This is a genomic window from Ochrobactrum sp. BTU1, assembly GCA_018798825.1.
GTDB lineage: Bacteria > Pseudomonadota > Alphaproteobacteria > Rhizobiales > Rhizobiaceae > Brucella.
Genome location: CP076356.1, coordinates 90238 through 115408, shown reverse-complemented (window position 1 = coordinate 115408; position 25171 = coordinate 90238). Strand labels below are relative to the sequence as shown.

Genomic DNA, 25171 nt, shown 5'->3' with positions numbered 1-25171 from the left:
CACGCCCAAGCCGGAACCAGAACACACACATTGGGCGAATCAAGCCTTGGCTGCCACCGGAAGACGGAACGGCGCCCCGAGGCGATTGAACGCGTTCATCGCGGCGATCGTAATAGTGAGATCGACGAGGTCCTTCGGTTCGAAGGCGGCTGAGGCGGCGGCATAAGCCTCGTCGGAGGCATGGGTCTGGCTGACATTCGTAACTTCTTCGGCCCAAGCGAGTGCGGCCCGTTCCTGGTCGTCGAACAGATGGGGCACCTCGTCCCAGACCGGGAGTAGAGTGATCTTGTCTACTGACATCGTTTTGCGCAGATCGCGGCTGTGCATGTCGATACAGTGGGCGCAGCCATTAATCTGAGAGACACGCAGAAAGACGAGATGGATCAACTCTTCCGGTAGATTCGTCTTGGCTGTGACGTAGTGATGGATCCCGTAAAGCGCCTTTGCACCTTCGGGTGCGACTTGGGACCAGTTGATTCGGGACATGTTGCATTCCTTTCTTGAGGGCGCGACTCTGCGTCCGCCGGAGAGCCGCCATTACTTATTCAAAGATTAAGAAGGATCAGGAATCGTGTCGTCCGACTACGGCTTGCGCGGGGTCGTCAGGTCGGTATCGTCGGAATTGACGACAAAGACCGCGAGGAGTTTCGCTGGCTCTGTCTTGCTGGCATTGGCGGAGACGTCGTGCAGGTCGCCGGGAAGTTCCGTGAAGCTCTGGCCAGCAGTAAAGGTTTTCACCTCGCCACCGTTCACCGCACTCAAAATTGCCCCTTCGAGGATCGTTGCGTAGATCAGGGCAGACTTCGCATGTGTGTGCGCGGAGCTATAACCGCCGGGGCCATACTCCACTAATGCAGCTTTGATGCTTTTGCCTGGAACGTCTGGAAGAGGATGCTCGTAGACCAGGGTCACCTTGGCGTTCTTCGTATCATATGCGAGTGCAGTCTTAGTGACGTCATGAGCCTGAGCTGTGGCCAACGATGCTGCGAGCATAGCGGCAACATAGATGAACTTCTTCATGATTTTCTCCTGTTTTGCTGTTGGTTAAGCGGTAAGCCATTCAGCGATCGTCACCCGGCCTTCAATGTAAGCTCCGCTTGGGACGAGCGATCCGTTGATGACAGGGGCGCCGAAGTAGTCGACTTCCGCGTTCGCTTCGACGGCAGGAACGTCCCCCTTTGCCTCGAGATACGTCCGGATAAAAGATTCGAACGATGCCCGTTCCGGCCCAGCAAGATCGATAATTCCGTTCTTCGGTTCGCCTAGTGCAGTCTCCACCAGAATGGCGGCGACGTCGTCGGCCGCGAGTGGCTGGAAGTCGATGTCAGGCACCTTCACCCCGCCGTCGACTGTATAGGCGCCTGCCAGCGTCTCGATGAACTCATGGAATTGCGTCGCCCTAACGATGGTATAACCTTGGCCTGAGGTTGCAACGCTCTCCTCCTGCACCACTTTGCCCGCCATGTAGGGATTGGCGGCAAGACCATCCGCGTTGACGATCGAGAGGACGACGTGATGGCGCACGCCCGCGGCCTTTTCCGCGCTGGTCAGGTTCCTGCTTGACGTCCCGAAGAAATCGACGAGTGCTTCCTTGTCAAAGGACATTATGTTCGACACATCAATGACGGCGTCGGCGTCGGCGAAGGCTTCTACCAGTCCTTCTCCCGTATAGGCGTTGATGCCGTTGCGGGAGCTTGCGATGACGGCGTTTTGGCTGGCGTCCTGCAGCAGCTTCACTACCTTTGATCCGATTAGACCCGTGCCACCGATCACGACGACCTTCTTCATCTTGGTCATGATATTTTCTCCTATGACGAGGCGCGATTGCCCGTCTTGCGTTCGTGGAGTTCAAGGAAGGCGCATCCGCGAGCGGCGATACCGCCGTCGTCGTCAGCACCGAGACCCGCCAAAAGGTCCGCGACCGACACCTTGGCGAGCTCTGCACGATAGGCCCTCTCGGCCTTCAGCATCGCAGCGTTGATCTGGCAGGGCTTTGTGAAATAGCGCTGCGGCAGAGGGTTCGGCCCCCGCTGGCGGATCTCGGCGCACCGAAAGGCGGGGGCCGGCCCCTCGACCGCGAGGACGATGTCCAGGAGACTGATGTCACCAGGCGCCTTTGCCAGCCGATAGCCCCCTTTCGGCCCCGGTGTCGTCGCGACTATCCCGGCGCCAGAAAGCGCTTGCAAATGCTTCAGCAGATAGCTCGTCGACACGCCGTGGAGTTCGGCCAGTGCTGCCGCCGACAGGACGCCGTCGTCGGACAGCCCCGCCAGAAATGCCGCACAGTGGATGGCCTGCTCGACGCCTTCGCTCAGTTTCATGTTGCATCTCCTAATCGTAGATATAATTTATCTATGATTAGGCTCGTTGTCAATACCTGTTTAGATCGAACGTGTTGATCATTGAATTACCCGCCTTTCGGATAGTAGCGAGTATGATGATCGGTGCCCCCAACGTATATGCAACCTTCTCGAAATGAAGCTGGGCGCCGTATTTCCAGTAGGTACTGACGTTGTGGTGAAGGTTCCGGGAGATGCGTCGGTCATCCGAGTAGCCTTGACTGCATCTTGAAAAAACGCCCATACGCAAAACCTCCGCCCCTCCGATCATTCCACGCAAGACGAGAAGGGCAGCACGGGGTGAGATATCGAGCTTGCGGCGATCATGCTGGCTGAAACCAATGGCCTCGCCAGCACCAGTTCAATGAACCCGGCAGACTTGACGAGGCGCGACGGCCGGTAAGCCGCCGCCCTAACATCTGGCGCGCTAGCAACAACTGGTCATGTTCTTTGAAACCGAGGTCGATCCCGGCAATCAGCCCGTCAAGACTGGCGCGTAGCTGGGTTTCGAAATCGCGGTGCCCCCGCCGATCAACACGAAGAGTTTTCAGGCAGCCCATATTGAACGCCAGCAAATGTGTTTGGCTTGTCAACCCATCGCAGGCAATAGTCAGGGCGTGATCGGTTGAGCGGATATCGCGCGCACCTTCTGTAGTACCAAGTCCTCGATCTCAACCAACTCCTCATTGAACCACAGCGATGAAAAGGTCTCGACAAACCAGAACTCTTCGATGTTCCCTCTCTCCACTGGCGACTGCTCAAGTCCCTCATCGAGACGCGCGAGAGCAACACCGACGTCGAAAGACGGTCGCATAAGTAATTGGGCGGAATATTTGTTAGCGGCTCATTTGTTTTTGACGTGGATTCAGAAATGCGTGACATAGTGTGCAGCAATCGTGGGACTAATCTCCGATCAGTATACTTTGAACGGCTAATGAGCGCGGGCAATTGTAAATCCTAGGCGACTTTAACGACCGCTTCCGACCTCATTCCGGCCCTTTCGGTTGCGCCACCGCCTGCTCAATAGCGGACGAGCTAAATGGGCTAGCTGCTAAAGAATGCGTCCTCAGCCTCGTAATCGAATAATGGAACTGTATAGCCAGCCAGAACCGGAAACCGCTTTTGCCACTTTTCGTCTGCCGAGTTTCTAAGCCACTCGCAGGTGGCAAAAACTGAACGCGCATAGTCGGTCGCTGGCGTGTATCCAATCTGCCGTGCGGCTTCAGTGCTCAAAGTGAATGGGGCGGGCACCGACCATGGTGTCCAACCAATGGGGGAGCCGAGACGTGGATCGCCCATGTTAATCGGGACCAAAGTCCCATTCCATCCCATGGCTGTGGCTATATGAGAGCCAATTTCATTTACAGTCGGAGCGATAGGGTCCGCGATGTTGAGTGCTGCGGTCGTATGGAAACGACTTTGTCCATTGAAGCAAAGCGGTATGACTACGCGCCCATCCATCATGCGTTTCACAAACCACCATTCGCGGGGGTGGGTGGAATGGGTGCCGTGGATAGCAGCAGGACGCAGGATCGTGACAGGTTGCTGTGCAGCGTCGAGAAGTCGTCTTTCTAAAGCGACCTTTTTTGTCGAGTAGTTTTCGAGGCCTGGCTCGACTGTGGGCTGTTTCTCCGTCATTCCGTCTGGAAGATCGGGAAAGCCGTTTTCCCGGGCTTCATCAAGCGTCCTGCCCGCTCCATCGCGATAAACGCTGGAGGACGAGATCACCACGAATTGCCCAACCGACGCCTCAATGTCGAGCAGTTGGTTTGCGTGGGTCTCGTCGTATGCCACGGTATCGATCACGGCATCCGCACCTTGGCCAATGGACTGCGACAAGGCACCGGGTTGATCTCGGTCTAAAACGATTGCCTTGGCATTGCGGCCTAAAGCGACATCGGGAATATATCCACCTCGACTCGCAAAGGTGACCGCCCAGCCTTCCTCCAGGAGCTTCAGGCCAATCGCACGGCCAATCTGTCCGGTTCCCCCTATAATGAATGCCTGCTTTGCCACGTTGGTCTCCGCAAATTAGGTTGGTTTCGGATACAGTAACAACAGCAGCTTTGCACCGAAAGGTCTACAACCTGCCAGTCTGCAATCCACCCTCTGGCAGACATCCTACCAGGGACGCAAAATCTGATCAGACCGTTGAGTGCGCGCGAATTTTAGCCTCAACAGTTAACGGCGCAAATTTTTAGGGAGTGCTTTTGCTTTTGATTCCAAGTCAAGAATCCGGAGCGCGCGAAATTGGTGTCCGTCTGCCAGGTTACCAGTAAGGTCGTTAGCGATCGCACCCTGACTATGACAAAAATACTCTGTCATACGTTGAAGGGACCGAACCGTCGACTCTGCAATCAGAGCATAGCTATCGCACTGCATTTCCTCACAAAGGACCTAGGTTGGCTTTGTCGCAAAAATTCAGTTCTGCCGAGTTATGTCCCGATCGGTGCATGTAACTCAATGAGGTGGAAGCGGATGACGGTGAATTTCAAAGGTGCTCACTTTCCCAAAAGTGTCATACTTTACGCTGTTTTCTTCTATGTCCGTTATTCAGTTTCCTATCGTGATCTGCAGGAGATTTTGGCTGAACGTGGTGTAGACGTTGACCATGCAACCTTGAACCGCTGGGTTGTTCGTTACTCGCCACAGATCGCAGAACAAGCACAGAAGCGTAAACGTCGAACGCTTGGATCCTGGCGCGTTGACGAGACCTATATAAAAGTCAAAGGCACATGGACCTATCTATACCGGGCCGTTGATCGTGACGGACAAACTCTTGATTTCATGCTTTCCGAACGCCGAAATCTCGGCGCTGCGAGACGTTTCTTTAAAAAGGCCATTGCAAGCAACGGCGCTCCGCACAAAATAGTCATTGATAAAAGTGGAGCCAATCTGGCCGGAGCACAAGCTGTAAACACAATCCTGAAAATCACGGTCACGGGCAAGATGATCGAAATTCTGCAAGTCAAATATCTGAACAACATTGTTGAACAGGATCATCGTTTCATCAAGCGGATCACCAAACACACATTGGGCTTCAAGGCGTTTGACAGCGCATCAGCAACGATTGCTGGCATCGAAGTGGCTCATATGATCCGCAAGAAGCAATTCGCCAACAACAACCGCTCGCCATTCGAAGTGTTTGCCGAACTCGCAGCATAATTGCGCCCACAGATAAGGCCGTCGTTAATCAGCTAAAAAATTTGCGACAGAGCCCTCGCCGGTCGCCCGCCTGCCTGAAGCAAAACGGTCCTGGTTGCTGAGCGAGATCGGACGCATCGTGGACGAGGAATTCGGCGCGCACGTTCGCCGGAACTTTGTCACGGCGATTTACCTCGCCCGCAAACCTGAAGAAATGTCGCGGAAATTGTGACTTTTTACTGTAAATATCGTGAACTGAAGTCACTCTCAAATTGGTGTCGCAAATATCGGTCGCAAAAGCAAGACTGAAGGGGGTATTTTTGCGACAGCATTTTGACGGACATCACTTTTGGGTCTACGCTATAGAGACGGTGCAAAGTTACATCCAAACTCCTTCACAATAGGGTCGGATTTTATCTAAAGTGACGCAACCAAAGCACAGCCACCCTTTTGTTACACCGTGATGGCCATTTTCGCAGCTTCGGGCCGACTGGGCCAACCTGTTTCATTATTCCATTGGCAAGTTTAGCAGGTTGGCCCAGTCAGGGCCGGTTCTGTTTGTGAAACCCATTTTAATTAATTGATCCAGTGCTAGTCTTACTTCGTATGGCATGGTTTGTTCTATTTGGAAGCCCTTTGATGGATATTCTAAGATACGAATGGTATCCCCAACTAAACCATGAATGAACTTTTCAAATTTGATATCTTCGATATATTCTTCAAAACTTATCGACTGTCCACTAACTAGCCAGGACACTTCGTCCCATTGTCTCTGGGCTGTCGCTAGTGAGCGGCGTTGCATACTCGGTGTATGAACGAGTTGTCCTGAAACAATCACAATCCCAAGTTTATCAAGTAGTATTTTGCTTTCTAGTATATTTGCACCGGTGTTTCGTGCGCGATTTTCCACTAAGATTAAATTGTCTGGGCAGCCAAGTTCAATCATTATGCGACGAAAAACCTCGGCCTCAGTGCCACCAAATGGCTCTGCTCTATTAGAGACTTCATGGCTTACGCCGCCTGTTACGATAACCCATCGATACTTATACATCTGCACCAGTTTAGCAGCATACCTTGGAACTCCAAGATCATTGGTTCCCATAACAATGAGCGCATCTGCACTTTTCGGTTTTACGCTTATATTATTATAATCCCAAAGTATTTTAGCCAGATCGTAAATGTTATTGTTCATGGCAATTATCCAGGCGTAATAGTAATTAAACGATCATCAAGCCAATTTACACCAGAATAATCGCTTTGCTGTCTCAATAGTTTCGTAAAATTCATCTTCTGTTTTCGTCATAATAATTGCTACAATGCACCAGTTATTCCAAGAATTGTGTTCAAAGAATTGACCTAATTTACAATGAATATCAACATCAACAACCCCAGGTAGCATCAACAATTCTGCTTTGGAGATATGGTCTACAATAACGCCGGAATCAAAAGGCCTTAGATCGACATAACCAGTAAATGCCCCTTCGATTATTGTAATTACTGGTGCACCATCAAACTGATTAATCGCCGCTCGTAATTCAAGTTGTTTAGTCCCCTCGCCCAATACGGCCTTAATAGCGCTACTGCCCCCCCCACCTGGAGGGCGAGCGCCAACCTCACCTAAAATAAATTTATTATCATGGTGAAAATATGGTATTGTCACATTGATTTTTCGTCAATCGATTTGCGATAGTCGGGTAGGATGAACAGCTCGTCGCCGACCTACAAGAATCATCGCTTCCCTATTGAAATCGTCGCCCGCGCAATCTGGCTATATTTCCGGTTCAATGTGAGCCTGCGCGAAGTCGAGGAAATGATGCTGGAGCGCGGTGTGGCAGTTTCGTATGAAACAATCCGCCGATGGTGTAGGTCGCACGGTTCCATGTTCACAGCGCGGTTGCACCGCAAACCGCCTTCTTCCAGCGACGTGTGGCATCTCGACGAGGCCGTCGTTCGGATCGGAGGGAGAAAAGTGCTGGCTGTGGCGCGCCGTGGATAAAGGCGGGCGGATACGTCCTGGATGAAATCGTTCAGGTTAGCCGCAACGCCAAGGCAGCCAAACGATTGCTGGTCCGTTTGCTGAAGAAGCAAGGCTTGGCGCCCAAGCGCATCATCACCGACAAGCTGCGATCCTATGGCGCCGCCAGGCGTCAGGTCATGCCCGCCGTTGAGCATCGCTCTCATAAAGGCCTGAACAACAGGGCCGAAAATTCGCATCTGCCCTTTCGAAAGCGTGAACGAACCCGGCAAGGATTTAGGACGATCAGATCGCTGCAACAATCTGTCTCGATCTTCTCAGCCGTCCGAAACCATTTCGTTCCCGCCAAATCAAATCGCCCCGCTGCCCAGATCCGATCCTTCCGTCAAACTGCAACTGCCCAATGGAGGATGGCCGCGCTGCAACTCGCCTGAAATCCACCTTGCGGCTTCCACGCGCCCGCATGGCAAACAACGTGACAGCACCCCCGACGGGTATTCAGAGGTGAACCTTTGCCGCACCTATTCCATCTCCTGCCGAAGCATTTACCTTAACACGGAGTGCTATGAGCAATGCGGCAAGCAGCATCACCAGGCTGCCACCTATGAACACACCAACAATGCCGCTCAAGCCGAACATGAGGCCTCCGGTTGCAGCCCCGGCAGCGATCGCCCCTTGCACCGAGGCAACCACCATTCCACCGGCGCTTTCCGCCTGATCTGGAACAGAACGAGCAACCCAGGTCGACCAGGCGACGGGTACACCGCCGAACGTCAATCCCCAGAAAGCCACGAGAAGGGCCAGCCCAAGGCCCGAGACAGGCAGGAAGACAAGAGCGAGACCCGCGATGCCAACAAGCATTGGCATGAGCACAAGCGTCAGGTGCAAACTACGCTCCATCAACCAGCCTCCTAGAAGAGTACCAGCAAAATTTGCTATTCCAAAGCCGAGCAGCATCAACGCCAGCGCATCCGGACCAACGCCAGCGGTGCTTTCAAGAAATGGCCTTATATAAGTGAACAGCGCGTAATGCCCGGTGTGCGCGAGAATGCAGCCCAGCATGCCAATCGCAATGCCCGGACGCAGCACGACGTCGACCACCGTTCTGAGACGAGCCGTGGTTTTGCGAGGCGCAAGCCGCGGTAAGGTAAAAAGTTGAAACAACAGTGTTGCGACCCCAATAGCCGCTGCTGCATAAAATGCGCTACGCCACCCGAATAATTCTCCCAGATAGCTGCCCAGCGGCACCGACACAACGGTCCCCACAGCAATGCCGCTAAAGACGATAGAGAGAGCACGTGGAAGGAGTTCAGGAGGCACAAGCCGCATTGTGACAGCCGCGGCCATAGCCCAGAAACCACCAAGAGCAACGCCCAGAAAAACTCGCATGATCAATAGAATTGTTATGCTAGAGGAGACAGCCACCAGCAAGTTGGAAGCAATCATCAACGTGGAAAAGGCCAGGAGAACCATGCGCCGGTCGACCCCTCTTGTCAGAACCGGTACAAAAAGACCGGAAAATAGCGCCACCACTGCGGTGACCGTAACGGCTTGCCCTGCCAAAGCCTCAGACACACCAAGCTCGGCAGCCATGGGTGTCAGCAGGCTCGCAGGCAAATACTCTGCCGTAAGCAGACCGAATACGCCCATTGTCAGCGAAAACACTGCAAGCCACGAAGCAGATACCTGGTCTTCATGGGTTAGGCCATCAGGCCCTGTGCTTAATGCTGAGCAGCAAGTGATATCAGACATCTAGGATCTTTCCATTTTCAATCAGTTTGAACCGGAACCTAGACATCAATCATCGGACGATCTATGTCTAACAGACCTGAATATTTGATTGAAACTCCTGACATGACTTTCCAAGACTCCTTCGCGTTATCCTCCGACCTCGTAAGCGAGTTGCTGTCCGGGATGCGACTGCGCGGGGTTCAATATCGCCGCATCCAGACCGGGCCAGAGTTCGGCATGAGTTTTGATGCCAGACCCGGTTATGCCTATTTCCACTATCTCGCCATAGGAACAGCACTGCTAAGAGGCGCAGATGGACGGCTTCAAAGGCTATCGGCAGGTAACGCCGTTCTCATGCCTCAAGGCGGAGAGCACGCGTTGCTGTCCTATGATAGTGTCCCGGTGCAACCTATCGACAGCTTTACCACAGCCCCTCTTGGCGACACGGTTAGTGGGGTAGACACCTGCCCGAGTACCAGCACGATACCCAGCGCCATTCTATTTTATGGCTGTATGGAGTTCGATCTGGGCGGAATGCAGGGGCTTGGTCCGCTGATGCCGCCCTTCATGCTGGCGGATGCTCATAATGGCCGTTATCCCGGACTGGAACCCATTTTCACCAGTATGAAGAATGAAATCTGCTCAGGCCGGATCGGATTTGCGGGCGTACTCGCACGACTGGCCGAAGTTATGGCCGCCATGATCGTGCGAGGCTGGGTGGAATGCGGCTGTGAAAATGCCTCAGGTCTCGTGGCTGCCTTGCGTGATCCGCGTCTGGCGCGCGCTATTCTTGCACTGCACCGAAACCCTGGTCATGACTGGTCGGTAGAAGAGCTGGCGGCTGAATGCAACATTTCCCGATCTGTTTTTGCTGGGCGCTTTCAATCTACCATCGGTATTCCGCCGCTTCGCTACGCTTCCGAACTTCGGATGCGGCTTGCCAGCCAATGGCTGAACCGCGACAGGTTGTCGATCGACACTGTGGCGCACAAACTTGGTTATAATTCTCAAGCTGCTTTCAGCCGCGCATTTAAACGTATCACCGGCCATCCGCCAGGCGCGAGCCGACAGCTAATGGCGAGCTCTAGATAGATGCGTCCCAAACGTTTTTTACCAGTGGACACATGCACAATACGGCCAGAACCAACAAATACAAAATCAACTGGATCATGTCCCCTCCTCACTGTTAACGTCATGCCAAAGGGGTTCCATTCTCGCAACCGGAATGTCGCAGCTGATTAGCTCTTGCATACAGTTTGGGCATATTTCGACGAACTCATTTTTCCGTCAAAACTCGTAGCACATAACGAGGATTAGAAGACCCCATCAACTTAAAGGCAGACTTCGTGCGAATGCCAGGGCGCCCAATCAATACGGATGTTTACGCCTATTAAACCCGATGGATGAGCAATGGGGTTTTAAGAATTCATGTCCTAATTTTTTTCCGCCGTTGATTAATTGCCAGTCAATAATCATGGCTCTAACACACACGATACATATCTTAACGCGCCTAAAATTGAGCTACATATATTTTGCCTTGGGCTCCTCCCGCTTAATTTTCCCGTCGCGAAACTTTCTGTAAGTTTTTTTAACTATCGTTCGTGTGTCCCAAAGCCAGCGCTTAGTACGGTTTTAGCTCGGCATACTCGCCTGATGAATGGGAAGTATGGGCCTTCTGGGGTGGTGTTATTCGGAACCACACGGCGTACAGCGCAGGCAGGAAGAGTAGGATCATAACCGTTCCCGCTGCCGTTCCCCCAATCAATGTGTATGCCATAGACCCCCAGAACACTGAGTGGGTCAGTGGTATGAACGCCAGGATCGCTGCTAGCGCAGTCAGGATAACTGGTCGTGTCCGTTGCACTGTCGCCTCAATGACAGCGTGGTAGTCATCAAGCCCAGCCGCTTGGTTCTCCTTGATCTGCTCCGTCAGGATCAACGTGTTGCGCATCAGAATGCCAGCCAGCCCGATCAACCCGAGAATGGCGTTGAACCCGAAGGGTTGATTGAACAGAATCAATGTCGGAACCACCCCGGCAAGACCAAGCGGTGCCGTCAGCATAACCATTGTCATAGTCGACAGACTGCGAACCTGCATGATGATGACGATCAACATTGCAGCAATCATCAGCGGGAAAACCTGAGCGAGAGCGACGTTGGCTTTTAGTGATTCCTCGATGTTGCCACCCATCTCGATACGGTATCCAATGGGAAGCGATGCTATTAATGGCTGCAGTGCCTTCATCACCTGTTGCGAAACTTCTGGTGGCTGCGTTGCCTCGTTGATATCGGACCTGATGGTTATCACCGGGGTACGGTCACGACGCTTTAAGATCGGCTCCTCGAAGCGGATCTCGGAATGCCCGATCTGATCAAGCGGAACTTGTCGACCATCTCTGCTCATCAACGAAAAGTCAGCAAGTCGTGAAGGATCAAGGCGGTTCTCGCCAGCACTGCGTGCAACGACAGGCACGTTGCGGATGTTGTCGCGCACCTGGGTGACAGGAATGCCGCTCAGAAGCAACTGCATCTGTTGTGCCGCCTCCGATGGTGAGAGACCGATCAGACTGAGCCTTTCCTGGTCGGGGAAAAAGCGCAGCACAGGCGTGCGGTTGCCCCAATCCCTGTTGGCTTGGCGTACATTTGGAACAGTCTTCATGATTGCCAGAGCCTGCTCGGAAATCTTGTAGAGCTCAATTTGGTCGGGGCCAATGATGCGGAACTCGACCGGGAACGGCGTGTAGGGACCGAATACAAGCTGGGTCACACGCACGGATGCCTCGGGAACGAGGCCCTCTGATACGGCCCCCCTCAAGCGGTGCTTAAGTTCTTCTCTAGCGTGGGCATCGGGCGTGAGCACAACGATCTTGGCGAAGGCTGGATCGGGCAATTCCGGGGCCATGGCGAAGAAAAAGCGCGGGGCTCCCTGCCCTACATAACTCGTGACAATATCTGTCTCGGGCTGAGACTGTAACCAGCTTTCAATCTTCTTCACCGCGGATGTCGTCGCCTCGATGCTCGTGCCCTCTGGCATGCGCACTTCAACCAGCACCTCCGGGCGATCTGATGTCGGGAAGAACTGCTGCTTTACACCACCCATTCCCACGATCGAAACGGCCATGCAAATGCCTACCACCGCACAGACCACAAATTTGTGGCGAACTGCGAACTCGATGATAGAACGCAGACGACGGTAATTGGGCGTGTCATAGATAGCATGATGACCGCCCTCGACGGGCTTGATATCTGGCAGCATCTTGACGCCAAGATAGGGTGTAAATGTGACGGCGACGATCCAGGATACGATCAAGGCGAAACCGACGACCCAGAAAATATTACCAGCGTATTCGCCGGCGGTTGATTTTGCGAATCCCACCGGCATCAGTCCGATGATCGTAACCAGCGTGCCGGACAGCATAGGGGCTGCGGTATGGCTCCAGGCATAAGCGGCCGCCTTGATGCGGTCCATGCCCTCCTCCATCTTCACCACCATGACTTCGATAGCGATAATGGCGTCGTCAACAAGGAGGCCGAGGGCGAGGATCAAAGCGCCGAGCGTGATGCGGTCGAAGAAACGTCCGGTTTCCAACATGATCAGGAAAACAACCGCGAGGGTTAACGGCACAGCAAGCGCCACCACGATGCCGACACGCCAGCCCAAGGCGACCAAGCTGACGAACAGCACAACGCCGAGCGCCATGGCGAACTTGAGCATGAACTCGCCGACGGCCTCGTCAATATTGACAGCCTGATCACTTACCTTGGTGAGGGTCATGCCCAGTGGCAGTGTCTGTGCAATGGCGGCAGAGCGAGCCTCCAGTGCCTTGCCGAGATCAAGACCATTCCATCCCGCCTGCATGACCGCGCTTAGCATGATCGTCGGTTCGCCCTCGTGGCGGATGACGTAAGTGGCAGGGTCCTGATAACCGCGCCGAACCTCCGCAAGGTCGGAGATCTTCAATGTTCGTCCAGCAGCGACAATCGGCGTGTCGGCAATCGCCTGAACGCTGTTATATGCTCCGTCGAAACGGATAAAGACCTGTGGTCCTTTGGTGTCAATCGATCCCGCAGGCGTGACCGTATTTTGTCGCTGCAACGCAGAAGCAATATCCTGCGCAGATATCCCGAGAGTTGCGAGTTTCGAATAGGAAAACTCGACAAAAATCTGCTCGGGGCGCTCGCCGACGATGTTGATTTTCTTCACGCCTGGCACGTGCAGAAGATCCTGGCGAATGGTCTCCGCTTGTCGGACAAGATCGCGCATCGGCATGCCCTTTGCCTTCAGGGCGTAAAGGCCAAAACTCACGTCTGAATACTCGTCGTTGACGAACGGGCCCATGACACCTGGCGGCAGATTGCGCGCTTCGTCGCCAAGCTTTTTGCGCGCCTGATAAAACTCTTCTGCGACGGCACTTGCAGGCGTATTATCCTTGAGCGTGACTGTCAGAAAAGCGTAGCCGGGTCTGGTCGTCGTTTCGACGCGGTCATACCATGTGAGTTCCTGAATACGCTTTTCGAGAGGCTCCGCGACAAGGTCCTGCATTTCACGCGCAGTGGCACCTGGCCAAACGGACGTGACCGTCAATGTCTTGATAGTGAACGACGGATCTTCGGCTCGTCCCAGCTTGATAAAAGCGTAGGCGCCAGCGACTGCCAGCAGCACGATAAAGAAAAGAGTTATGGCGCGCTCACGCACTGCGATAGCGGAGAGATTAAAGCTCATTATTTTTTCACCTCGGGCTGCGAGGCAATCCTAACGCTCCCACCATCATCCAGAAGATGCGCGCCTAGAGCGACAATCTGTTCTCCAATGTCAATACCAGTGACAAATGCCGCCTCCTCACCAATTTGGCGGACCTTGACCGGTGTGAACTTCACCGTGGATGTGGAGCCGTTGACTACCCACACGCCTGTGCGATTTCCGTTGTCGAGGATTGCTCCGACTGGTACGGCGACTTCCTGCTCGCGGTCAGTATCCACAATTTTTATGGTAACGGTCGAGCCAAGCGGGGCTGACGCCGCATCGCCCTCAAGAATGTAGCGCGCCTCGTAAGTCCGGGTTTGTGGATCGGCTGAATCGGAAATCTGTCGCAGCGTGGCCTTGCCACTGAGACTTCCGCTGCCATAGATTCTCGCTTGAGCTTGGGAGCCGGGAGCCGGTCGCTGCGTCTCAGGAAGCCAGACGACGGCCTCGCGTGGCCCGGACTGCGCCAGTTGAACCACGCTCTGTCCGGCTGCCACGACTTGTCCCGGGTCTCCTAATGTCTGAACGATGGTTCCATCCGAACCCGCGAACAGGACCGCGTAAGCTACTTCGTTTTCCGCGACCTTTGCGGCAGCTTCAGCAGCTGCGAGCTGCGCCGTTGCCGTATCCAGAGCCGTCTTCGCCTGCTCATAACGCTGCGGAGTTGCCGCAAGACCATTTTTTACCAGCACTGCGTATCGTTTTTCGTCAGCCTGCGCCTGAATCACAATAGCGCGCGCTGCAGAAACCGTGTTTCGCTTGGCGGTTAGCGCTAGCTGGAGGTCAGTTTCGTCAATGCGCATCAGCGCCTGACCCCGCCGGACCTGCTGCCCCACGTCCACCATCCGCTCAACGATCTTGCCGGGAACGCGGAAACCAAGATTGCTCTGGACACGGGAAGCGACAGTGCCTGTGAAGGAGCGCTCGGCCATTCCGGTGGCCTTTACCTCAGCAACCCGAACCAAGGGGAAAGCCGTCCTTGGATCAGCGGCCTCCGCTTCCCGCTTTGGTACTTCCAAAACCACAAAAAAAGCCGCGGCAGTGGCTGCGGCCACAGTGAGACCCGCAATGGCCCAGACTTGTTTGCGTTTCATTTCTTGGTTTCTCTTCATAACCAGCAATCCAGACAAATTAGATTGCGACCTAACTCTATTTATGATATAGATGTCAAACGAAATCTAATAGGAGGCCGTTATGAGAGTGAGCCGCGTACAGGCCGAAGAGAATCGCGAAACAGTGATCAACGTGGCCAGTCGACTGTTTCGAGAACATGGTTTTGACGGGATCGGCCTGAAGGACCTCATGAAAGGTGCGGGCTTAACGCAAGGTGCCTTCTATAAGCAGTTTGCATCCAAGGATCACCTTGCTGCACTGGCATCTCGACGCGCTATGGAAAGCGCCACCCGCAGGTGGTCTACAGCTGCGGGTGAAAATTCAGACCCTCTGGAAGCTATTATTGAGTTCTATCTTTCGCGCGGACATCGTGGCGAAAAGGCTGACGGTTGTCCTTTGGTTGCATTGGGAGCAGACGCGGCGCGTCAAAGTAAAGATGTTCGGCAACCATTCGAGGACGGAATCAGGGCTCATTTTGAGGTTTTGGACGAATTGATGCACGAGACCGACACGTCAAATCCGAGCAGCAAGGCAATCGCTATTTTGTCCCTTATGGTCGGTGCTGTCACGATGTCCCGCCTCATTGAGGATGAGAACTTGTCGCAAAATGTTCTCGATACAGCCGCTAACGAAGTGAGGCGCCTTGCAGGTGGCAAAGGGGATGACGAAGCTTGCTCCCATAAATGAGAGAGGGCTCCATTATTCCGTTCAGCTCATGAGCCGCAGTAGCGCTGCAGATCGGATACCGCTCCAATAGCGCTCTTGCAGCCCGAACTAACGCTGCATGTTCTAGGGCACGCTCCCGGGCCGATCTTCCCCCGGCAGTAAGAAAAAATGCGAAAATCAAAGAAAACAAAGGCGGAAAACCTATGCGTAGGATCGTTGTAACAGGAATGGGAGCTGTCAGCCCCCTTGGAGCGACTGCTGATATTTCCTGGTCGCGTCTACTTGCAGGACAGAGCGGAATCCGGCGACTGGGAGATGATGTCGTCGCTGATCTTCCGTCTAAGATCGGCGGGATAGTCCCCTCAATCGCGGATGATGCTGAAGGAGGCTTTGACCCGGATACAGTCCTCTCTACCAAAGACCAACGCAAAGTCGACAGGTTTATCATCTTCGCACTCGCCGCAGCTGAAGAAGCGCTCGCTCAGGCGAGATGGAAGCCGACCTCAAATAAAGAGAAACTACGGACCGCGACTATCATTGCGTCCGGCATAGGTGGGTTTCCCGCGATAAGCGAGGCAGTCCGTACCGTCGATCAACGCGGTGTCCGCCGTCTTTCGCCCTTCACTATTCCGTCGTTTCTCGTCAACCTCGCAGCTGGGCAAGCGTCGATCCGTTTTGGCTTTAAGGGCCCCATTGGGGCACCTGTGACGGCGTGCGCTGCAGGCGTTCAGGCTATCGGCGATGCTGCCAGAATGATCAGGGCAAATGAAGCAGACATTGCGCTCTGCGGCGGAACTGAAGCCTGCATTAACACTGTTAGTCTCGGCGGTTTTGCCGCGGCACGCTCTCTTTCGACCAGCTTCAATGACACGCCGGGCAAGGCATCGCGGCCCTTTGATGCCTCTCGCGACGGATTTGTTATGGGCGAAGGAGCGGGCATGCTGGTTATTGAAGCACTCAGCCATGCACTTGCTCGCGGTGCGACGCCAATTGCAGAACTCATCGGGTACGGAACAACAGCCGACGCACACCATATCACCTCTGGCCCCGAGGACGGCAATGGTGCACGCAGAGCCATGGAGATCGCCATTGCACAGGCTGGAATAAAGCCCGGCGACATCGGCCATCTGAATGCGCATGCTACCTCGACATCAGTTGGCGATTTGGGCGAAATCAGAGCCATCAAGAGCGTTTTTGGCTCTAACAATGCCATAGCTGTCAGCGGGACGAAATCGGCGACAGGCCATCTCCTGGGCGCGGCCGGGGGGCTTGAGGCCATTTTTACAATTCTGGCGCTTAAGGATCAAATCGCACCACCTACCCTCAACTTAGTTAACCCGGATCCAGAAGCCAGTGGCTTAGATTTTGTGGCAAACCAATCACGCCAGATAGCCGCTGAATACGCGATATCCAACGGTTTCGGCTTTGGTGGAGTTAATGCCAGTGTAATTTTCAGACGTTGGGGAAGTAGCAGCCACTAGGTTCTCATATGACCTACCTTAATTAGAGAAGAGGTAGTCTATATGCTTTGATAACCAGTCGAGAACGCTGACTCTCGTGCAAATCTGTAGAAACAGGAAGCAGCGTAATCAGATACCGTCACCAATGGCATGATGCAGTTGGGATAGCTTCTCCACAAAATCTTCATAAAACAAAGTCGTCATTTCAAATGGCCTCGGCGTTTAGTATTTTGGCAAGTATGACAACTCGTCGTCTGCTTCCGTTTCCGCTTGTCGATTTTCTGTAAACGAATTGGCATCGACGAGATGAATTCCGACTTCGCGCGCAACCAATAGAGCCTTCCCCAGTTGGCATGTCGGCTTCCCGCTTTCCAGGTCGATAATAAAGCGATCTCCCGTGCCGGATCTCCCCGCGAGGTCTGTTTGCGTCCATCCGAGAGCCTTGCGCTTTTCGCGAACCAATGCTCCTAAGTCTGCAGCTGATTTAATCAATCGCATTCTCCTTTGCATATTTTCGTAAGGGATTATTCAGGCTACATCAAGGAAAATAATACCGATCGGTAAGATCCAATACATGCGGACGCGAACTTACCGCTCGGGAAGCCATAGGCCAAAGCTATAAGAATATCACCGCTCAGTAAGATTTCACCGGAGCGCAGCGATCATCAGATCACAAACCGGATTTCGAAAGCTGGCAACGTCAAATGTGCTTCATCAACTCGCTATGAGTTCAACATCGGTGGGTTACTTCCGATTTAGATTTTGCGTCAGGAATGCGTGACATAGTGTGCAGCAACCGCGGGACTAATCTCCGATCAGTATAGTTTGAACGGCTGATGAGCGGGGGCAATCGTAAATCCTAGGCGACTTTAACGGCCACTTTCGACCCCACTTCGGTCGTCTGTGGTCACATAAATATAGGCCGAAAGCCGCCCTAATTCTCATCGAGTTTCCAATCGGCAGACCTGTGCCCTGATCCGCAACTTTTAGGTCAGATCGCAGTGCAGTCTCAACGACGAGGCAGTGAAGCCGATTGTTTTGTAGAAGGCCTGGGCGTCAGTCCGGCGGAGTGCCGTCGTCAATTCCAGGACCTCACATCCAGCGTTCTTTGCCAGCGTAGCGCCTGCTTCTACAAGTTTCCGGCCAATACCTTTTCCTCGAGCTTGCTCGTTGACGACAAGCGTCGTGATTCTAGCGACCGGCGCTGGAGAAAAGAGCATTGGCGTCACATGGAGGGCGATCAGGCCAAGAACGCCTGCCTCATCTAACGCCAATAAAATCGGATCACGCGAACTTTTCGCGAGCAAAAACATCCGGTCGCGCAACTGCTTCGGCTCGACCTCGTACCCAAGCTGCATAAGCAAGATTTGTATTGCCGGATCATCACCCAGTTGCGGGGGGCGTATCTCTATCAATCTAGAACTCCGAAATTAATGCGACTGATCAGCAGCGGCTTGCCCAACGTAAAGAGGGACTAAGTTCTGATCATGAAGAGATTTTAGTCATAAGCCGCCATTCCGCAACCCACCCCATGGCAGACAGCCTGCCCGGGACGCAAAATCTGATCAGACGGCTGGGAGCGCGCGAATTCCAAACCTCGATAGTTAACGCGGCAAATTTGTAGGGGGTCCTTTTGCTTTGGGTTCAAAGTCAAGGACATGCGTGTCTTGTCTCCAGCAGTTATACCGGGCCGAGATTGCAGATTGCCAGTCTGAAATTAAGTAATGCAGATTTTCTAACGTCTTTCTGATTTTGACGTAGAGTCAAGAACAGTCGTGATTTAAACCAATAATTTCAAGATCTTCTGGTTCCACACCGCCAGTCAAAATCTCGTCAGTCTGAACGAAAATTTTTTCCGCAAGAACATGATCTGTAGAGAACATACTAAATAGTCGATCTTATTGTTTTGAGGTGTAAATATAAATTATGTAACCTTGGCTGTTGAGGGTCGCATTTCCGACTTAACCGCGCAAAGTTCATCAAGATATCTAGAGACGCCTATGTTAACGCTTTAATGCCGCATTCCGTGGTAGCTTCAGACGTCGACGCCCCCGGTTTATTTCGATAGTTGACAGGATGCGTTTTGAGCTTGTTATCGAGTTTGATCGTTATAGCAATAAAGTAGCCGATTCAAATAACTAGATGCTCACGCGCTTTTGTCCGAGCACTTTATTGAACCAAAAGACTACGGACCACTGCAAGCCAATAACTAACACCGAATGGGATAGCGTCGTCATTGAAATCATATTCTGAACTATGGAGCGGTGCGCTGTCTCCATTTCCAATAAACATGAACGCCCCTGAAACTTCCCGCAATATGAAGCCAAAGTCTTCAGCTGCCGTTGTGGGTTCGAGATCGACTGTCACATGCATTTTAGCCGATGCCAACTCAGCAGCTTTGATGGCAATTGCTGTTTCTATTGGATGATTGATCGTCGGTGGATAAGGAATACAACCTTCTGGACGCAACGCCTCAATCCGCAGATCGAAACTGTTGGCGACTTGATGACAAATGCTGTTGATTTCACGATGAATGGTTTCAGCCACGGCATCAGAAAACGTTCGGATATTGCAGCGCATCTGAACAGTGTCAGGAATAATGTTCCACGCCTCGCCGCCATTTATGGAAGTGATCGAAATAACAGCAGGTGTAAGAGGATCGAGCTTTCGGGAAACAATGGTCTGCAATAAAGTTATCAGGTAAGCGGCCGCTGTAATCGGATCCCGCCCACGGTGGGGTTGCGCTGCATGGGCGGCTTTGCCTTCAATTGTTATGAAAAGCGCGTCGGCCCCCGCCATCATGGCTCGCGGCGTGATACCGAACGACCCAATCGGCATTCCGGGCCAGTTATGCAAACCGAATGCTGATTTAACCGGATACCTTTCCAACAGACCTGCGTCGATCATGGCTTTCGCGCCGGCCCCGCCCTCCTCGGCTGGCTGAAAACAGAATATAATCGTTCCGTCAAAGTTACGACTTTCCGCGAGCAATTTTGCAGCTCCTAGAAGCATGACAGTATGGCCATCGTGCCCACAGGCGTGCATCTTTCCCGTCGCTTGAGATCGATGCGCCACATTCGTCTTTTCCAGAAGAGGAAGGGCGTCCATGTCCGCGCGAAGCAAAATAGACTTATCTTTACAGCTTGCCGGGCCCTTGTAACCGTGCAAAACACCGACAACTCCGCTCGGTGCGAGATCCCTCTCGATCCTGTCAAAACCAAAGCGATGTAACTTTTCCTCTACGAACCCAGCCGTTAAAGGAAGATCGTACATGAGTTCTGGATTGCGGTGCAGATGATGGCGCCATTGGGTCAACTCCTCAACCAAATCAGGATGATCCGCTATCACATTTATAAACATGAATAGATACTCCCGGTATCAACCGCCATATTGCTGTACCTGCGTATGTCTGAAGTTCCGTCCAGATCGCGAAACCCCACCGACACCACTATGCAGCGTTTCATTCAGCAATCTATGACGACATCGCCAAGCGGTGTTGCTTGGCAGAGCATGACGCGTCCACGCGCGAGGATCGGTTCCTCGCCTATAAGATAATCAACTTTGCCTTCGACGATACGCTGCACACAGGATTGGCATTCCCCAGTGCGACATGAGAACGGCACATCAATTTCATGCGCGAGAGCGAGGTCGAGCAGAGTTCCGCTTTCCGGTTTCCACGTGAGCTTCTGGCCCGAAAGGGCAAATGTCACTGAACAAGGAGCGCGTGTGGCGACAGTTTGCGACGCTAAAAGTGTGGGGCCGCCATTTTTTTGCTCAAACGCTTCTTTCTTGATGCTGGCAGGTAATGCGCCTAAAGCATTCAAACCTTCACTTAATTCAGACATGAAAGTATCAGGACCGCAAATATAAAAATCGGCTTTTGCGACAGGCGTCAATTGCTCAATGATACTGGCATTGAGCCGACCGTCATGATGACAAACGTCGCCTTCTTCCGGTTTGGAATACGCTGTGAACAGACGAAGCGATGGGTTAGCGTCTGCCAGACGCTCTATATCCTCTTTGAGGGAATGGTGTTTCCCGCTCCGCGCTGCATGCACAAACCATATCTCGCGACCCGACTGCTCCCTTGCAAGTTTTTCGGCCATTGGCAAAAGCGGCGTTATCCCAACCCCTGCACTAATCAAGACAACCGGACGCAAAGGCTCGCTCTCCAAAACGAAATGTCCCGCCGGCGGCCCCAGCAACAATTCGTCGCCAATGTCTATCTCGTCGTGAAGCATATCTGAGACACCATTATTTCCGATCCGGCGCACCGTAATACGCAGTGAGTGAGCTTCCGGTGTGCCCGAAATCGAATAGCAACGCTGGCGAGCTATCCTGTGATCACCGTCCCTGGGTAGCGAGACGGTTACATACTGGCCCGGCGCCACGTGACCGATTGGAGCGCTATCGACTGGTTTCAAGACGAAAGACTCCACATCTGCGCTTTCACGCTTGCGTTCGGCACACCAAAACTTTCGCTTGCCGGTCCATGCGGTGGGACGGGCATCCGCCCATATCCGAGATCTGGTAAAGGCAGCGGAACAATGAAAATAGATTTCCTCGGCAGATATGCTCAGCGCTCGTTGTTCATCGATATCATTGTTTGTTTGTCGATAAGCGCCATTCAGCCTTATATTCTCGCATCGACCCGGCTCCGCGGCCAGAACGGCATACTTGCCTGAATGGAGTATTGCTTTTCCTTGTGTACCATGACGGCCACTCATATCGAGCAGGAAAGATTGTCGATTGGTGGTGTAGTCGGCATGCAGAGGCGCGCCACCGACCAGTTCGATCACGATCTCACCGCTTTCGGTCTCATGAGCAAAGACGATGAAGGTCGCCTTGTCGATAAAGGACATAAAACCGGGGCCTGCTATATTATAGGCCTTGGTCTGCACAATTGGGCTCGGCGTCCCGTAAAACTCTCGTAACCCGGTTTGAGCAAGACGATGCTCGGATTCGGTGTCTCGAATTATTGGTCCGTTCCCGTTCTCCATCTGCCATTTGCTGTCACGTGTATAAATATCCAACACATCGAGCGGCGGCTTCCGTTCGGTTGGGTCAGTCCAGAATCCACTCTTGCGAAATGCATCGCTTTGAATGAACTCCATTCTGGACGGCTTCAGCACCATGATGCTCAAGGGGCGATTGTCGTCAGCAGGAAACGCTGCAATATCGTCCTCACTTTGCGAGAAAGTGGCGTGGGCAATGACGTGTAGGTAAACATCCGTTTGCTTGTTGAGCAGCACAAGCGCCACATTGGGATTGCTCAGTATGTTACCGATAGTATCAAGTCGTTTATTCCCGACGTAATCAGGAAGCAGAAGGCTTCCATCCGCACGTATCCTGACAACACAAGGCTGGCCGCCACGGGGAGAGACGTCCATCGCCCCCTCAGCACTGCGGGAAGCGATGAAAAGCAAAGTGGCTTTCTCGATAAAGGAGCGCTCAGTGTCGTTCATATTTGTGTTCTCCTTTTTTCGTCTTCGATCGGCCTGTTCCCGACCGCGAGTAGCCAGTGCTCGTGTCAATCAGGCTACAGAGCTGCTTCGCCCACACTGCGACGGTCGAAGAAATCTCGTCCGGGAACCGCATCCAGCAGACGCCGTGTATAATCGGCGCGCGGTCTTTCGAAGAGGTCCAATGCTTTAGCCTCTTCGACTACACTGCCTTTTTGCATGACCACGATGCGGTCAGCGATTTCCCTAGCAACCCTCAGATCATGCGTAATGAACAGCATTGTCAGCCCCATTTCCGCCTTCAGCTCGGACAAAAGCTTGAGGACTTGAGCCTGAACGGAAACGTCGAGCGCGGAGACCGCCTCGTCTGCAATCAAACAGACAGGATCAAGCGCCAGCGCGCGTGCAATACAGATTCTCTGCCGTTGCCCACCGGAGAACTCATGGGGATACCGATCCAGCGCATGCGCTCCCAATCCCACTTTTTCCAGCCAATGTGTAGCGGTAGACAACGCCTTTGAACGAGGGGCTCCGAACGCCATCGGGCCGCGTATAATGCTTTCGCCGACCTTCAATCTGGGGTCCAGTGACGCATACGGATCCTGAAACACGATCTGTACTTTGCGCCTGAACTGGCGCAGATCTTCTCCACGCATTCTCTGCACGGGTGCGCCGTCGAAAATAATCGAGCCATCATCCGGCTCGATCAAACGCAAGACCATTCGTGCGAGCGTGGACTTGCCTGAACCGCTTTCACCCACGACCGCCAGCGTATCACCTTTGTTCAAAACCAAATTGAGATTATCTGCAGCGACTACGCGTCGAGGTGGTGCAAACATATCCTGTTTGGTCACGAATACCTTTTGCAGGCCATTGACCTGCAATAGCGGCTGACTTTTGCCCTCTACTGAACGCACCGATCCACGCCCTGGAACAGCGTCCAGCAAATCTCTTGTATATGAGTCATTAGGCGCATTCAGAATCGTGGCTGCCGGTCCCTGCTCAACGACTTTGCCATGACGAAGCACAACAACACGATTGGCTATATCGGCGACCACGCCAATATCGTGCGTTATAAACAACACTCCCATGTCGCGCTTTTTTTGCAGGTCGACGATCAAATCCAGTATCTGTCGCTGCGTCGTCACATCCAATGCGGTTGTCGGTTCATCCGCGATCAGCAGCTTCGGGTCATTGGCGAGCGCCATAGCAATCATCACGCGTTGACGCTGCCCGCCGGATAACTGGAAGGGGTAAGCGGATAGAAGCTGTTGCGGATCGGGCAAACCAACCTGCCCAAACAGCTCCAAAACGCGCGTACGGGCTTTATTCGAGGGCATCGGCGTATGAACACAAACAGCTTCCGCGACCTGCGCCCCAACGCGTTGTAGAGGATTGAGCGCAGTCAGCGGTTCCTGAAACACCATAGCGATCCGGTTGCCTCGCAAGGTCCGCATTTCCTTCGGCCCAAGGTCAAGCAGATTGCGGCCCTCAAACCTGATCTCGCCTTGCAGAGCCTTTACCTTGGTCGGAAGCAAGCCCAAGATCGCGTGGGCGGTCATCGATTTACCGGAACCGCTCTCACCAACAAGACATACGATTTCGTTTTTGTTGAGGTTGAAACTAACGCCGTCGACAGCATGGCTGCGATCGGCGCCCGTAGGTAGACCGAGCACAAGGTTTTGAATGGATAGCAACGGTTCGCTCATGCTCTGGATATCCTCGGATTGAGTGTATCGTTCAGCGCTTCCCCGACGAGATTGATTGCAACCACGGTTAAAAGGATTGCAACACCGGGAAAGACGCTCATCCACCACGCCTGCCGAATGACGGTTCGACCGGCGCCAATCATATAGCCCCAGCTCATCAGATTGGGATCGCCTAACCCCATGAAGGATAATGCAGCCTCGATCAGGATCGCCGCCGCTACTGTTAGCGACGCGGCGACTATGATAGGCGAAACGGCATTTGGAAGAATATGCCGGACGACGACAGACAGCATGGACTGTCCCTGGCACCGGGCGGCTTGAACGAATTCACGTTGTGAGATTGTTTTCACCTGCGCTCTCGTCAGTCGCGCCAAAGGTGGCCAACTCACCAAGCCAATCGCAAAGATGATTGTGGAGATCGAAGGAGTTAGAATAGCGACAAACAAGATTGCAAGCACGAAGCTTGGTATGGTCTGAAATATCTCCGTGAACCGTACAATAGCCGTATCGAGCATACCGCCAGCATAACCCGCGACACAACCGAGTATCACTCCAATACCAAGTGCGGTTAGAGTGGAGGCCAATCCTATCAGAATGGAAACGCGTGCCCCATGTACGATGCCTGCCGCTACATCCCGCCCCAACGTGTCGGAGCCGAGGAGCATGCCGTTCTCTCCGGGCGCGCTGAAAGGCACACCAGCCATATCCCATGGCGAAGCCGGATAAAACCACGGTCCAACGACGGCGACCAGACAGATAAAGCCTAGAAGTATGAGGCCAACGAGGCCTGCCGGCCTGCTCATGAATGTTCGTATGAAATCCCTCATA

At 53.2% G+C, this 25171-nt stretch carries 21 protein-coding genes and 2 pseudogenes; 5 read left to right on the top strand and 18 right to left on the bottom strand.

The annotated features are described in order from the left end of the window. Positions 1-39 precede the first annotated feature (39 nt). From KMS41_19650 to KMS41_19620, 7 genes and pseudogenes are all read right to left on the bottom strand, one after another. On the bottom strand, positions 40-486 hold the full coding sequence (locus tag KMS41_19650) for a carboxymuconolactone decarboxylase family protein (GenBank protein ID QWK80797.1): 447 nt from the start codon (positions 484-486) through the stop codon (positions 40-42). A 96-nt stretch (positions 487-582) separates the two neighbouring features. After that, the gene (locus tag KMS41_19645; GenBank protein QWK80796.1) at positions 583-1020 is read right to left on the bottom strand and encodes a cupin domain-containing protein; all 438 of its coding nucleotides are present in this window, start codon (positions 1018-1020) and stop codon (positions 583-585) included. 24 nt (positions 1021-1044) lie between these two features. Beyond that, entirely contained in the window at positions 1045-1797 is a 753-nt protein-coding gene (locus tag KMS41_19640) for an NAD(P)H-binding protein (protein ID QWK80795.1), read from the bottom strand. An 11-nt stretch (positions 1798-1808) separates the two neighbouring features. Continuing rightward, entirely contained in the window at positions 1809-2321 is a 513-nt protein-coding gene (locus KMS41_19635) for an Rrf2 family transcriptional regulator (protein QWK80794.1), read from the bottom strand. Positions 2322-2370: 49 nt separating this feature from the next. Further along, a pseudogene (locus KMS41_19630) lies at positions 2371-2899 on the bottom strand (DUF1612 and helix-turn-helix domain-containing protein). A gap of 50 nt (positions 2900-2949) precedes the next feature. Then, entirely contained in the window at positions 2950-3153 is a 204-nt protein-coding gene (locus tag KMS41_19625) for a hypothetical protein (GenBank protein QWK80793.1), read from the bottom strand. A 230-nt stretch (positions 3154-3383) separates the two neighbouring features. Then, complete coding sequence (locus tag KMS41_19620; protein QWK80792.1) at positions 3384-4355, bottom strand: NAD(P)H-binding protein; 972 nt, start codon at positions 4353-4355, stop codon at positions 3384-3386. 462 nt (positions 4356-4817) lie between these two features. Here KMS41_19620 and KMS41_19615 point away from each other — a divergent pair, with 462 nt between their 5' ends. Continuing rightward, complete coding sequence (locus tag KMS41_19615; GenBank protein ID QWK80791.1) at positions 4818-5504, top strand: IS6 family transposase; 687 nt, start codon at positions 4818-4820, stop codon at positions 5502-5504. Between the two features lie 487 nt (positions 5505-5991). On the opposite strand, the gene KMS41_19610 is transcribed toward KMS41_19615, so the two are convergent. Further along, positions 5992-6675 (bottom strand): YdcF family protein, encoded by a 684-nt coding sequence (locus tag KMS41_19610; protein QWK80790.1) that lies wholly within the window; start codon positions 6673-6675, stop codon positions 5992-5994. A 36-nt stretch (positions 6676-6711) separates the two neighbouring features. Next, positions 6712-7143 carry a hypothetical protein gene (locus KMS41_19605; GenBank protein QWK80789.1) on the bottom strand — a complete coding sequence of 144 codons (432 nt, stop codon included), beginning with the start codon at positions 7141-7143 and terminating at the stop codon, positions 6712-6714. Between the two features lie 39 nt (positions 7144-7182). Between KMS41_19605 and KMS41_19600 the strand changes: the two are divergent. Beyond that, a pseudogene (locus KMS41_19600) lies at positions 7183-7892 on the top strand (IS6 family transposase). Positions 7893-7956: 64 nt separating this feature from the next. Here the strand turns inward: KMS41_19600 and KMS41_19595 are convergent. Then, on the bottom strand, positions 7957-9210 hold the full coding sequence (locus KMS41_19595) for an MFS transporter (GenBank protein QWK80788.1): 1254 nt from the start codon (positions 9208-9210) through the stop codon (positions 7957-7959). Between the two features lie 102 nt (positions 9211-9312). Between KMS41_19595 and KMS41_19590 the strand changes: the two genes are divergently transcribed. After that, positions 9313-10281, top strand: a complete 969-nt coding sequence (locus KMS41_19590; protein QWK80787.1) for an AraC family transcriptional regulator — start codon at positions 9313-9315, stop codon at positions 10279-10281. Between the two features lie 529 nt (positions 10282-10810). Here the strand turns inward: KMS41_19590 and KMS41_19585 are convergent. After that, a complete protein-coding gene (locus KMS41_19585) occupies positions 10811-13912 on the bottom strand; it encodes an efflux RND transporter permease subunit (protein ID QWK80786.1) in 3102 nt (1033 codons plus the stop codon). Next, positions 13912-15027, bottom strand: a complete 1116-nt coding sequence (locus KMS41_19580; protein ID QWK80785.1) for an efflux RND transporter periplasmic adaptor subunit — start codon at positions 15025-15027, stop codon at positions 13912-13914. Before KMS41_19580 ends, KMS41_19585 begins: the two co-directional genes overlap by 1 nt. A gap of 100 nt (positions 15028-15127) precedes the next feature. On the opposite strand from KMS41_19580, the gene KMS41_19575 reads away from it, so the two are divergent. Further along, entirely contained in the window at positions 15128-15733 is a 606-nt protein-coding gene (locus KMS41_19575) for a TetR/AcrR family transcriptional regulator (protein ID QWK80784.1), read from the top strand. A 182-nt stretch (positions 15734-15915) separates the two neighbouring features. Then, entirely contained in the window at positions 15916-17193 is a 1278-nt protein-coding gene (fabF, locus tag KMS41_19570) for a beta-ketoacyl-ACP synthase II (protein ID QWK80783.1), read from the top strand. Positions 17194-17394: 201 nt separating this feature from the next. On the opposite strand, the gene KMS41_19565 is transcribed toward fabF, so the two are convergent. The 6 genes from KMS41_19565 to KMS41_19540 form a co-directional block, all read right to left on the bottom strand. Continuing rightward, on the bottom strand, positions 17395-17664 hold the full coding sequence (locus tag KMS41_19565; protein ID QWK80782.1) for a helix-turn-helix domain-containing protein: 270 nt from the start codon (positions 17662-17664) through the stop codon (positions 17395-17397). Positions 17665-18158: 494 nt separating this feature from the next. Continuing rightward, positions 18159-18587, bottom strand: coding sequence for a GNAT family N-acetyltransferase (locus KMS41_19560; GenBank protein QWK80781.1), 429 nt, complete (start codon positions 18585-18587; stop codon positions 18159-18161). A gap of 754 nt (positions 18588-19341) precedes the next feature. Further along, complete coding sequence (locus tag KMS41_19555) at positions 19342-20532, bottom strand: amidohydrolase (GenBank protein ID QWK80780.1); 1191 nt, start codon at positions 20530-20532, stop codon at positions 19342-19344. Positions 20533-20636: 104 nt separating this feature from the next. Then, positions 20637-22637, bottom strand: a complete 2001-nt coding sequence (locus KMS41_19550) for a 2Fe-2S iron-sulfur cluster binding domain-containing protein (GenBank protein ID QWK80779.1) — start codon at positions 22635-22637, stop codon at positions 20637-20639. 74 nt (positions 22638-22711) lie between these two features. Further along, complete coding sequence (locus KMS41_19545) at positions 22712-24343, bottom strand: ABC transporter ATP-binding protein (protein ID QWK80778.1); 1632 nt, start codon at positions 24341-24343, stop codon at positions 22712-22714. Next, on the bottom strand, positions 24340-25170 hold the full coding sequence (locus KMS41_19540) for an ABC transporter permease (GenBank protein QWK80777.1): 831 nt from the start codon (positions 25168-25170) through the stop codon (positions 24340-24342). The genes KMS41_19545 and KMS41_19540 overlap by 4 nt, the downstream gene beginning before the upstream one ends. Between the last annotated feature and the right edge of the window lies 1 nt (position 25171).